Source organism: Clostridium pascui, from assembly GCF_016908015.1.
Classification (GTDB): Bacteria; Bacillota; Clostridia; order Clostridiales; family Clostridiaceae; genus Clostridium_AK; species Clostridium_AK pascui.
Map to the genome: position 1 here is coordinate 43,137 of NZ_JAFBDB010000005.1, position 12,899 is coordinate 56,035.

The following is a 12,899-nucleotide window of genomic DNA, read 5'->3' on the forward strand; positions in this document are numbered from 1 at the left end:
ATTCCTCTATTCTTCTACTTTATTTTCTTTGCTTGGCAAATACTTTTCAAGATATTCATCTCTAATTCTCTTAAGCTCACCTTTTGGAAGTATGGATAGCAGCTTCCATCCTAAATCTAATGTTTCTTCTATTGTTCTATTTGTATTAAATCCTTGAGATACATATTCCTTTTCAAATCCATCTGCAAACTTAGCAAATGACTTATCAGTATCTGAAAGGGCAGATTCACCAAGTATTACGGATAATTCTTTTGCTTGCTTACCTTGAGCATATGCAGAGAATAACTGGTTCATTGTATCTGCATGATCTTCTCTAGTTTTTCCCTTTCCAATTCCTTTATCTTTCAATCTTGAAAGGGATGGAAGCACATCTATTGGAGGCATAACTCCCTTTTTATAAAGTTCACGACTTAATATTATCTGTCCTTCTGTTATATATCCTGTTAAGTCAGGAATTGGATGTGTTTTATCATCTTCAGGCATAGTAAGAATAGGAATTTGTGTTATTGAACCTTCACTTCCTTTTATTCTACCTGCTCTTTCATATAGTGTTGCTAAGTCTGTATATAAGTATCCAGGATATCCACGTCTTCCTGGAACTTCTTTTCTTGCTGCAGAAACTTCTCGAAGAGCCTCACAGTAATTTGTTATATCTGTCATTATTACAAGTACATGCATTCCTTTTTCATATGCCAAGTATTCTGCAGTTGTAAGCGCCATTCTTGGTGTAGCAATTCTCTCAATTGCTGGGTCATTAGCTAAATTCATGAAAAGCACTGATCTATCTATAGCACCAGTCTTTGTAAATTCATCTACAAAGAACTGAGCTTCTTCAAATGTTATACCAATAGCTGCAAACACAACAGCAAACTTAGATTCAGAACCAAGTACCTTTGCCTGTCTTGCTATTTGTGCAGCTAGGTCTGCATGTGGAAGTCCAGATGCAGAAAACACTGGTAGTTTTTGTCCTCTTACCAAAGTATTTAATCCATCTATAGCAGATATACCCGTTTGAATAAACTCTGATGGATAATTTCTAGATACAGGGTTTATAGGTATTCCATTTATATCATTTCTTACTTCTGGTATTATCTTAGGACCATCATCTTTAGGCCTTCCAAGTCCATCAAAGACTCTACCAAGCATATCTTCAGATAGACCTATTTCTAGTGGCTTCCCTAAAAATCTTACCTTACTTCCCTTTAAGTTTATACCCGAAGAACCCTCAAATAACTGTACTAGAGCTTTATCTTGATTTATTTCTAGTACTTTACCTCTTCGCATTTCACCTGTATGCATTTGTATTTCTACTAATTCATCATAAGTTACATTTTCTACACCATCTACCAGCATCAAAGGTCCTACTACTTCTTTTACAGTTCTATATTCTCTAAGCATCTAAAATTCCTCCTTTGCTGATAAGTTCATCCATAACAGCTGTTAACTCTTTGGAAATAACATCGACTTTACCTAGGTTTTCTTCTGTTATATACTTAGATCTTGCTATTTTATCTCTAATTTCAAGATTTAATATATCTTTTAGATATACTCCTGCTTTTAGTGCTCTTTGTGCCTCATCACCAAATTGAAGTACTAACTTTAACATTTTATATTGCTTATCTAATGATGCATATGTATCTGCATCATGGAACGCATTTTGCTGTAAATAATCTTCCCTTATAGATCTTGCTGTTTCTAGTTTTAATCTATCAGATTCTGATAAAGCATCGATACCAACAAGTCTTACTATTTCCTCTAAGCTGGACTCTTCTTGAAGCAGTGCCATAGCTTTAATTCTTAACGATGTCCAATCTTCTGCAACATTCTCATTTAGCCATTCCCCAACTCTATCTGCATATAAGGAGTAAGAACTTAACCAATTTATAGCTGGGAAATGTCTTCTATATGCCAACTGGGAATCCAATCCCCAAAATACCTTAACTATTCTAAGTGTTGATTGTGTAACAGGTTCTGAAATATCTCCTCCTGGTGGAGATACTGCTCCTATAGCTGTAAGAGCTCCTTCTCTACCATCTTTACCTAGACAAATAACATTACCTGCTCTTTCATAGAATTCCGCAAGTCTTGAGCCTAAATAAGCTGGATATCCTTCATCACCTGGCATTTCTTCAAGTCTTCCTGACATTTCTCTTAGAGCTTCTGCCCACCTAGATGTAGAATCTGCCATTAAAGCTATGGAGTATCCCATATCTCTAAAGTATTCGCCTATGGTTATACCTGTATATATGGAAGCTTCTCTTGCAGCAACAGGCATATTAGATGTATTTGCAATAAGAACTGTTCTTTTCATCAATGGTTCTCCAGTTTTAGGATCCCTTAACTCTGGGAACTCATTTAAAACGTCTGTCATTTCATTTCCACGTTCTCCACAGCCTATATATACAACCATTTGTGCATCTGCCCATTTTGCTAATTGGTGTTGTACTACAGTTTTACCACTTCCGAAAGGACCTGGCACACAAGCTGTTCCACCTTTAGTCACAGGGAAAAAGGTGTCTATTACTCTTTGGCCTGTTATCATTGGAGCTGAAGGATTTAACTTTCTAGCATAGGGTCTCCCTTTTCTAACTGGCCATTTTTGCATCAAAGTTAAATCTACAATATCCTTTTCTGTTTGAATTTCACCTACTTTATCTACAACAGTGTAGTCTCCTTCATTTAAGAAAACTATTTTACCCTTAATTCCATAAGGTACCATTATTTTATGTTCTATTATAGAAGTTTCCTGCACAACTCCCACTATATCTCCTGCTTCTACTTCATCGCCAGCAGCTTTAACAGGCGTAAAGTGCCAAATCTTTTTTCTGTCTAATGCAAGTACTTCTACTCCTCTAGCTAAAAATGCTCCTGCTTGTTCTTCTATAGCATTAAGAGGTCTTTGTATTCCATCAAACATTGCCTCAATAAGACCTGGACCTAATTCAACACTTAAAGGAGCTCCTGTTGTAACTACTGGTGCACCTGGTCCTAGTCCTGAAGTTTCCTCATATACCTGAATAGACGCTTTATCGCCTCTCATTTCTATTATTTCACCTATAAGACGCTCATTTCCAACTCTAACCACGTCAAATAAGTTTGCTTCATCCATACCCTCAGCAAGAACTAAAGGTCCTGAAACTTTTACAACTCTTCCAGTCTTCAAGCCTACCTACCTACCTTCCTATAAAATATTCACTCCAACTGCTTTTTCAACATTATCGTTAATCCTCTGCATTCCAATATTTAAGGTACCTTGATTGTTAGGAATGAGGATAATGGCAGGAAGTAATTCTCTATTATATCTTTCTATAGTCTCATCTAAGTCCTTAGCTACCTGCTCCGTTATAAAAATAACTCCATATTTTTTAGCTGCTAATGTATCTACAATTTTTCTAGCTTCGTCTGAATCTAATACAGGAAAGACGTCTATTCCTAATGCTTTAAATGCAAGTATAGAATCTTTATCCCCTACTACTCCTATTTTATACATAGACATCACGCAGCCTTTCTCTTATAGTATCTGGTGCTATACTATTTAACTTTCCAACCATTATTATTCTTATAACTTTTATTTCCGTTTCTTTTGCATATATGTATGCAATTAATGGCTCTGCTCCAAAACTTACATATTTTGCATTCTTAACATAGTTCATAGTATAATTATCAACAAGTTTTTCAAATAAGTTAAAATCACCTGTATTTAAATAATCCTCTATTCCTAATCTCAATACATTATAGTAATCTGTGTAAGAAACCTTATTTATAAAACTCTCAATAGAATCATTGAAGTTATTTAAAAACACATCTTTGTCTAATTTACCATTTTCTATAAATACTTCATTAAAAAAGCTTCTATCTTTATTCTGCTTTTTTATTCTTAAGAAAGCTTTTAAGTTGGTTAAATCTATATTTGTTTTTATATAATCAATTATAGCTTTTTCACCTGTTTCTTTTCCTTTACTATACATGTCTTCATACATCAATTTGTCTGCTATAATATCTATTTTTTGAGGGTCTTCTGATTCTTCAAAAAGCTTCAGTGACTTTTCAAAAGTAGATCTCATAAATCCATTTAAATCTCTATAGTTAGACTCATCAGAGCATCTTTTTAAACTATCAGCATTAACTGTGCCAACTGGAATTAAAAGATAACTTAAATCTTTTCCAAGTAGTTTTCCCTTTATTAGCACCTTTATATTATGATAATCGTATCTTATACTCATAATATCAATAATTAATTTCTCTGGTGAAACTTCATACATTAGAGCATAAAGCCTTTTTAATTCTTCACTTAAAAGTATTTCATACTCTTCTGGTCTTTTGATATTTCCCATATGATTGCCGTACTGAGTTTCCTGCAGCAATTTTAAAGCTTCTTCAGGAGATGAACTATCAATAAGCCTATCAATTTTTGACTTATCAAGGAGTTTGGTTTCCAGTGCTCTGAGCCTTGACACCGCTTGTATAAACTTCATGTTATCCATATAACCATATCCTCCTTAATTTGATTTAAATAAAATATCTAAAATCTTATCCTCTAGCTCATCTCTTAATGAAGGTACTAGAGCTTCAAAAGTACAATTTATTTCTATGCCATTTTTACAAAGAATAAACCCACCTTTAATATCTCTATCTTCAGAACTTAGTTTAAGTTCTCCTTTTTTACCTTTAGCTCTTAATTCTCCATTGATAAAGTTTATAAGATTTTCATCTATTGTATTTTTGTAATTTGTTGATATCACTATCTCTTCATCACCCTCAATATCCAAGGATAATATAAAATTTCTAACAAACTTATTATATTCATCTTGAGATATTTCTTGCAACTCACTTTCTGCTCTATAAAACACACTTTCTATTAAATCTTGTTTAGCTTTTAACTTCTTATTTCTTATATCTAAATTAGCATTAGATATTATTCTTTCTTTTCTAGTGACAGATTCCATATGACTTTTATTTATTATTAGTTCCTTTTGTTTTTCAGCTTTACTTGTGAGACTGTCAACAGCTTCCTTTTCCTTTTCTTTAGCTTCATTTATAATTTCCTGTGCTTTGCTGTTGGCATCCTCTAATATCTTAGAAATTAAGTTATCTAAATTAGCCACGAAGAACCCTCCTTTACTGTTTATTTAGGCTCTAACTTAAAGTATATTAAACCTGTATCCCAACTATCATTATGATTGAAGTAACAAGTGCTATAACTGCATATGTTTCAACCATAGCTGCAAATAATACGCCTTTAAACATGTGCTCTGGCTTCTTCGCTAGTATTGATATACCTGATGCTGCAGTTTTACCCTGTGCTATAGCTGATTTCCAACCTGCTATTACTATTGGTAATGATGCTAAGAATATTAAGAAACCTGATCCTAATGATACTTGTGCTGCTGTTCCTCCAAGTAATCCTATTTTATTTAATATTATAAGTGTAGTAACGAAACCATAGAAACCTTGTGTTCCTGGTAAAACCTGTAGAATAAGTGCCTGACCAAACTTATCTGGGTCCTCTGTAATAAGCCCAGAAGCCGCTTCACCTACTATTCCAACTCCCTTTGCTGAACCAATACCTGGAAGTGCTGTAGCTAAGGCTGCACCTAATAGGGCAAATAATAAACCTCCGTTTTCAGTCATAAATTCTAAAAAAGTTGCAAAATTCATATTAAATTCCTCCTAATCCTTTATTATTCTTATATATTTATTTTTAGTTGTGAATGGCTTAAATTCTTTACCTCCACCACTATAGAACTTTCCAAAAAACTCCAAGTATTGAAGTCTACAGGCATGCACATATGCTCCTAATACATTTATTGCAAGATTAAATATATGTCCTCCTAAGAATATAACAGTTCCAAATATCCATGCAAATACACCATTACCTAAAAGACTTACCATTAAATTAAATGATGTTCCTATAAGTCCAGTAGCCAGACCAAGGGCTAAGAGCCTTGAATAAGATAAAATATCTCCTAAATATCCTGTTATCCCATATATTCCATAAAAACCGCCAGCTATTTTACCAACTATTCCCTTATTAGTTCTTCCCTGTGTAGCTACAAGTCCAATAAGTCCTACAATAGTCATATACTTGCCTATAGTTCCTAACACTGGAATTCCTATGGATGGTCCAATAAAGAGTAAAACTAATCCTGAAATAGTAAGATACCAAAATCCTACATCGAAAAGAGCATCTAATGCCTTACCTGACTTTATCAATTCATATGCCTTTATACCTAAACCTGTATACAAATGCACAAATCCCATTATTATTGCTAAAATCAATACAGACATAGGTTCTGAAGAAGGATCTAGCCAAAGAGGTTTTATCCCTCCAGAGATAATCATGGTTGTAGCATCGCCAAAATAACTTCCATATATAATTCCCCAGGCTATGGTAGAAATACTGATGCTTTGAAAGAGTTTCATAAATTTTTGAACCCCTTTGTCTAAAGGCAAGAGCTTCAATGCTAAAGTTGAGGCTATAAGCATTACTAAACCATAACCCGCGTCTGACAGCATCATTCCGAAAAACACAAAGAAGAATGGTGTCATTGCAGGTGTAGGGTCTACCTCTCTATAATTTGGCAGACTATACATGGAAGTAATAATTTCATAAGGCTCAACAAATTTATTATTTTTTAATAATATTGGCACATTATCCTCTGAGGATGGTTCTCTAAATTCAATAAAGTAATGTTCTCCACAGCAGATTTTTAAAATATCCTCAAACTCTGCTTTCTTTTCCTCAGGTGTCCAGCCTTCTATAACCAATACTTTATCGGTTTTTAGAAAATATTCCCCTGATTTTGCCTTGTTTTCTTCCATGCTGTAATATTCAAATGCTACTTCTAAATCCTCTATTTTATCACTATGTTTTTTTACTTCTTCCTCAATGCCTTTTGCTTCATTTTGAGCTGCTTCTATCTTTTTATTATTTTCTTTTATTATTTCCTTTGGAGTATTGCTATATTTAAAGTCAAACTTATTTAAATTGTATTTTTTTACTAAATCTTCTGTTAATTCAGCCTGTGATTTATGAAATAACACTAGTAAACTTACTTCATCCCTTGTTTCTCCTAACTTTTCAGTATAAGAATGAGAAATTTGACTATTTAACTCTTCAATAAATTTATCAGCTAAATTTTTATTTACAGTTCCAATAAAATAATTTGATGTTTTTAAGCTCTTCAAATCTGCAAAGGATACATCTAGATTAGTCCAGGGAGTAAGTTCTTCTATTTCACTCTTAAGTTTACTAATTTCATTTTTCAAATCATTTAACTTATTATCAAATTTTTTCAATGTTTCATAAGTTGAAAGCCAATTACTTTTTTCAGTAAGTTTTTTAATTTCATCGTATCTTAAGTGTTTCTTTCCCTTTTTTATGGCTTTAATACCTTTTTCTCTTGGTACATATTTATCCATAAAATCTAATGAAAATTTAACCTTTGCAAGTTCACTTTGGACTTCAGAAACCTTTATATTATCACTTGCTTCTTCCAGGAATGGCATTTCTTCTATTATTTTTTCCTCAAAACTCACAAACTGCACTCCTTGAAATTTTTGCAAGCCTTCTAAAATAGTTTCTTTTTGTGATTGAAAAGCCAATAATGTAAATTTATTCATTTTAACTATTGCCATTATTCATCACTATCCTCTCGACTACTAACTTAATAGCATTTTTTATTTTATCCTCGGATAAATTTATTATATCATCTATATCTTTTTGAGCTTTTTCTTTAATAATTACAGCTTCCTTTTCACCTTCTTTTATAGCTTCTGATATAATGCTATTTGCTGAAATATTAGCTTCACTAATTATTCTTTTATATTCCTCGTTGGCTTTTACTTCTGCACTTTTAATAATACTTTTACTCTCTAACTGAGCATTTTTTATAATTTCTTCTGCTTTTGATTCTGCATTTTTTATATTTTTTACAGCCTCTAATGCCAATCAAATCACCTCCTTAAGTTTATAATAAAAGTATTTTCAACTAAATCCCAAAATTTTCTATGTAGAATATTACCATAAGATATCCCCCTAGGGGGTATACTCGATAATAATATTCTACATCTATAATTATTTTAGTCAATAGTTTTTTTAGAATATTTATAAAATTTAGATATAAGAACATTTTATATACTTGTCTGTTTTTTTATATAATATCATATACTTAAAAAATAAACTATACCTTTTAGGTATATTTATTAGGATTTTTTTATTTTTTTCAAATATATTAAACTTTTTCAAAGATTTACTGCTGGATAAGACTTGTAACATCTTTAATCTTGCCATTTCTGTCATCAAACATTATATATGTTTCTTTATTATATATATTTCCTTCTTTTATCAGTGCTATTATATCAACATAAAATTTTTCAAGCCTAATATTATTCAATTCTCTGTTATTACTTACATAATCGGACTCTAATATTCTTCTCTTGAGTACTTTTTCTTCTTCTTTATCCAAATCCTTATTTAAGAAATCAGGTATCCATTTCTTTTTAGTATGATATAAAAACTCATATTTAACTATTTCCTTTAATACAAAACTGTCTGAATTCAGTATACTTTCATTATAATAAATCAAAACCCTATAGTAGTCAACAAATGATATATTTCTGTCAAAGTATCCCTTTAAATAGTAAAATTGACTAAGTGAATAATATAAGTCAAAAGGTTTCTCAAATTTTGATAAAAGATACTTTATAGATAGATTAAAATTACCTGAATTATAGTATCTATCCACCATTTCTTCTACCATTTTAAGCTTAATTAACTCCTCATAGGATATGTGATTAGTTTTCAAAATTTCATAGGGCGGAAACGGTGAATATACCATGCCCCATTTATCTGCTTCTTCTCTCATGGAGGATCCCTTTAAAAGCTTTAAAAATCCTAATTGAATTTGTTCTGGCTCAATGGAATACAAGTCATTAAATGATTTTTTAAATGAACTAAAATCTTCTTCAGGAAGCCCTATTATTAAATCTAAATGTTGATGTATATTTTTAATTTTTAAAAGCTCGCATACCTTTTCTTTGATATCTTCAAAATTTGCAGTTCTATTTATATTTTTAAGTACTTGATTATTTGTACTTTGAACTCCTACTTCAAATTGAAATCTATTTTTAGGAGCTTTAGATAATAATTCCATTTCATCCTTTGTTAATAAATCCGCAGATATTTCAAAATGGAAGGTGGTTTCTCCTTCTTCTTCTATCAAAAACTTCCATATTGAATACGCAAAGGTATGATCACAATTAAAAGTTCTATCCACAAATTTTACTAAATTAACTTTATTATCTATAAAATGCTTTAATTCATTTTTTACTCTTTCAAGGTTTAAAACCCTCACTCCATGAACAGTTGAGGATAGGCAGTATTTACAGTTAAAAGGGCATCCTCTTGATGCTTCATAATATACAATCTTATTCTTTAAATCCTCGTCTCTATCATATGGAAATACTATTTTATCCATTTCCATAAGTTCTCTTTTGCCTGTATAAATAACTTTCCCTTTATCTTTAAAGTATAGGCCTTTTACGTCTATTATTTGTCTATTATTTAATATACATTCTATAAACTCTTTATATGTTTCTTCACCTTCTCCTGCTATTATGTAGTCGCAATTATCTTCTTCTACATAAGAAGCTTCTTCATAGGAAACCTCAGGCCCTCCAAAAAAGATAGTTATATTTTTATCTATAAGCTTTAATAATTTAGAAATTCTCAGTACATATTCCATGTTCCATATATAACAAGAAAATCCAACCATGTCTGGTTTCTCTTTCATTATATTTTGCACTATTCTTTCTACTCTATCGTTTATAGAATATTCTTGTAAAATACATTCATAATTTAAATCTTTTGTGTATTTTTTTAAATATCTTATCGCTAAATTGCTATGAATATATTTAGAATTTACTGCTGCTAATATTACTTTCATTCTTTACTTTCCTTTCAAACCATTTATATTATTTCTTTTCTGCTTTTATATAGTATATATCTTCGTCTTGCATTTCCTCTATTATGTTAAAATATTCACTTAAAATCTTTAAAGTAGTCTTTTTATTAGAACTCAAAAATATTTTATTATCTTTAAATGTAATCTTTTTTTCTTTTGTCTTAGAAGAAATAATTTTTATATTGAAATTCACTAACCTATTATACCCCTTATTTACATCCCATATGTAAATTTTACCCTTTTCTTTTAGATATTTATTAATATTTTTTATAAGCTCCTTTCTGCTGCTTTCAAAATAAACTTGACTTAGAGTAAAAAGTAATACACAGTTATCATAATATTTTTCCTCTATTTTATCCTCTTCACATTTCCCATCTATATAATCTATAGTAGGATTAGCATTGAACTCCTTATATAAATTATATATTATTCCCGTATTAGACATACCAATATCCAATAGATTGCCGTTAAATAATTCATCTTCTAATTGCAACGTAATATTTTTCTCCATATATCCACCTCCTTCAAAGATGAATACCTCTTACTTCTAAGGCTTGTCAATTTTATATATAATATTTCTCTATAAAGATTAAAAATCCTCTAATAGAGGATTTTTAATCTGCCTTTTCTAAAAGTTCCTTATAGTCTTTTCTAATTTTTGCTATTTCGTCACAAAAATCCAACATAAATCCTGCAGTGGTTCTCTGTGCTTCCTTTAATGAAACAGATGCGATATTTCCGTACCTTTGTTCTCTATCTTTAATGTGAATATTTTTCAAATATGCGTTATTAGCAATAAATGCATTATTTTTTATATAGTCTTCTATATACTTGTATCTCACTACACCACTATCTGCTACGAAAATAAAGTCATTCATGAGCTTACTTATTATCCATAGTTCAAATTTTCTATGACTTTTTAAAAGTTTATTATTAACATGTTGAGGAACTGTAGTATCTTGTATCAAATGACAAGCTGCTCCAAAATAAAACATACCCTTTTCCATGTTTCCAACCTGAATATATTCTAAGGCGTTTGAATAATAACGTCTGCATTCTTCTAATGCATTAGAAAATCCGTATAGCCCCTTCCCTTTTCTGTAATCATAGAAATGATTGGAGCTTTTAAAATCCTGATCTGCCCACATAGCCCCTGCATTTATACTACTTATGTATTTCTTTAAGAATTCAAATTCTTCTTCATATCCATCATTTTTTAAAATATTTAGTGCCTGTATATCTATAAATTTATGAACAGTGCAATAAGTTTTCAGTACCTTTTTCTTCAAAGGATTTACAGCAAAAAATAATCCTCTTAGTGCACCCCCATAGGTTTTTTCAATTTTATTTCTCATATAATCTAACTACTCCTTCTATATTATTTATTATTTTCTTACATTAAAGTTCCATGTATAGGATTTCCAAAAGATTTTTAATTAAACCTATAAATTTAAAATTAATCAAAATATTCTCAAATATTTCTCTTGAATAAAATTATCTTCCATAATATATATTTTGTCAACGCATACTTCTAAAGTTTATAATGTAAAAGCAAATGAAATTTCGACCTTATTTTACTTGCATTTTTCGGTGTCTTCCTTTAAAATTATTTGAGGACATGTCTATAATATTAATATGTATTTATGTATTAGGAGGACTTATAAATGAGTACTAAAAAGAAAAGTATTTTTGCAAATTTAGGCGTTTTAATAATCATTGCTATGTTTGTGGGAATATTAACAGGTCTAATAATGGGAAAGTCAGCCCATATGTTTGCACCTTTAGGCGATATATTTATGTCGCTTATTAAAATGGTTGTTATACCGTTAGTGGCTTTTTCTATAATAACTGGTGCCGCTTCTATAGGTGATACTAAATCTGCTGGCAAAATAGGAATTGCAACTTTTTCCTATTATATGATTACCACTTTGGTTGCTGTTATTATAGGACTTGTGTTTGGTGAAATATTCAAGCCTGGTGCAGGTATTGATGTATCCTCACTTAGCTCCATGTTTTCTAATGAATTTGAAACCAAAGGAGATTTACCTGGCTTTTGGGATACTGTAAAAGGTATTATTCCAGAAAATCCAATTAAAGCTTTAGTAGAAGGAAACATACTACAAATTATCTTCTTCAGCTTATTTTTAGGTTTTGGAGTCTCTTCTTTAGAAAATGAGAAGAAAACATTTATCGTTAACACATTTACTTATATTACCGATGCTTTAATTTTTATAATTATGAAGGTAATGTATATAGCTCCACTTGGCGTATTTGCGCTAATGGCAGATGCTACTGGAACATTTGGATATGAAATATTAAAGAAGATAGTTTACTTATTCTTAATATATGTACTAGCTTTAATTATTCATAACTTTGGTTTTTACTCATTAAACATAAAACTATTTTCTTCAATATCCTTAAAAAGGTTTTGGTCATCTATGTACAAACCTCAATTAGTAGCACTTTCTACAGCTTCCTCTATGGCAACACTGCCTGTAAATATGGAAACCTGTGAACAGGAGCTTGGAGTATCAAAACAAACTTCTTCCTTTGTATTACCTTTAGGTGCTACGATAAATATGGACGGAAACGCAATTTACTATTCTTTAGCAACTTGTTTCTTTGCGCAGATGTTTAATATAGACCTTGGACCTTCTCAGTACATTGCAATAATGTTTACTGCTACTATAGGTTCAATAGGCCAAGCTGGTGTTCCTGGTCCAACTTTGCTAGTTGTTGCAGTATTACTTGCAGCTAATGTCCCTGTTATTGGACTGCCAATATTATTTGGTGTAGATAGAATATTTGATATGCTTAGAACAGCTGTTAATATAGCCGGAGATGCTTCTTGTGCCGTAATTGTAGATAGGTTTAGAGAATCCGGTGAATTAAATACTACAAATGAATAAAAGCCTTTTATACTGTATTATAAAA

The 12,899-nt window shown here is 31.0% G+C and carries 12 protein-coding genes; 1 reads left to right on the forward strand and 11 read right to left on the reverse strand.

All coding sequences use genetic code 11. The annotated features are described in order from the left end of the window. Positions 1 to 6 precede the first annotated feature (6 nt). From JOC70_RS12730 to JOC70_RS12780, 11 genes are all read right to left on the reverse strand, one after another. Complete coding sequence (locus tag JOC70_RS12730) at positions 7 to 1,398, reverse strand: V-type ATP synthase subunit B (protein WP_204599280.1); 1,392 nt, start codon at positions 1,396 to 1,398, stop codon at positions 7 to 9. After that, a complete protein-coding gene (locus JOC70_RS12735) occupies positions 1,391 to 3,163 on the reverse strand; it encodes a V-type ATP synthase subunit A (protein ID WP_204599281.1) in 1,773 nt (590 codons plus the stop codon). Before JOC70_RS12735 ends, JOC70_RS12730 begins: the two co-directional genes overlap by 8 nt. 18 nt (positions 3,164 to 3,181) lie before the next feature. Then, entirely contained in the window at positions 3,182 to 3,490 is a 309-nt protein-coding gene (locus JOC70_RS12740; RefSeq protein ID WP_204599550.1) for a V-type ATP synthase subunit F, read from the reverse strand. After that, on the reverse strand, positions 3,483 to 4,484 hold the full coding sequence (locus JOC70_RS12745; RefSeq protein ID WP_204599282.1) for a V-type ATP synthase subunit C: 1,002 nt from the start codon (positions 4,482 to 4,484) through the stop codon (positions 3,483 to 3,485). Before JOC70_RS12745 ends, JOC70_RS12740 begins: the two co-directional genes overlap by 8 nt. A gap of 15 nt (positions 4,485 to 4,499) precedes the next feature. Continuing rightward, positions 4,500 to 5,105: a V-type ATP synthase subunit E family protein gene (locus JOC70_RS12750; RefSeq protein WP_204599283.1), complete on the reverse strand. Its 606-nt coding sequence runs from the start codon at positions 5,103 to 5,105 to the stop codon at positions 4,500 to 4,502. Between the two features lie 46 nt (positions 5,106 to 5,151). Further along, positions 5,152 to 5,658 (reverse strand): V-type ATP synthase subunit K, encoded by a 507-nt coding sequence (locus JOC70_RS12755; protein ID WP_204599284.1) that lies wholly within the window; start codon positions 5,656 to 5,658, stop codon positions 5,152 to 5,154. Between the two features lie 12 nt (positions 5,659 to 5,670). Then, positions 5,671 to 7,638 (reverse strand): V-type ATP synthase subunit I, encoded by a 1,968-nt coding sequence (locus JOC70_RS12760; RefSeq protein WP_204599285.1) that lies wholly within the window; start codon positions 7,636 to 7,638, stop codon positions 5,671 to 5,673. Further along, positions 7,625 to 7,951: an ATPase gene (locus JOC70_RS12765; RefSeq protein ID WP_204599286.1), complete on the reverse strand. Its 327-nt coding sequence runs from the start codon at positions 7,949 to 7,951 to the stop codon at positions 7,625 to 7,627. The genes JOC70_RS12760 and JOC70_RS12765 overlap by 14 nt, the downstream gene beginning before the upstream one ends. Positions 7,952 to 8,252: 301 nt before the next feature. Next, positions 8,253 to 9,947, reverse strand: coding sequence for a B12-binding domain-containing radical SAM protein (locus JOC70_RS12770; RefSeq protein ID WP_204599287.1), 1,695 nt, complete (start codon positions 9,945 to 9,947; stop codon positions 8,253 to 8,255). A 28-nt stretch (positions 9,948 to 9,975) separates the two neighbouring features. Then, positions 9,976 to 10,476: a class I SAM-dependent methyltransferase gene (locus JOC70_RS12775; protein WP_204599288.1), complete on the reverse strand. Its 501-nt coding sequence runs from the start codon at positions 10,474 to 10,476 to the stop codon at positions 9,976 to 9,978. 103 nt (positions 10,477 to 10,579) lie between these two features. Continuing rightward, positions 10,580 to 11,320 carry a zinc dependent phospholipase C family protein gene (locus tag JOC70_RS12780; protein WP_204599289.1) on the reverse strand — a complete coding sequence of 247 codons (741 nt, stop codon included), beginning with the start codon at positions 11,318 to 11,320 and terminating at the stop codon, positions 10,580 to 10,582. Positions 11,321 to 11,629: 309 nt separating this feature from the next. On the opposite strand from JOC70_RS12780, the gene JOC70_RS12785 reads away from it, so the two are divergent. After that, positions 11,630 to 12,874: a dicarboxylate/amino acid:cation symporter gene (locus tag JOC70_RS12785; RefSeq protein WP_204599290.1), complete on the forward strand. Its 1,245-nt coding sequence runs from the start codon at positions 11,630 to 11,632 to the stop codon at positions 12,872 to 12,874. Positions 12,875 to 12,899 lie beyond the last annotated feature (25 nt).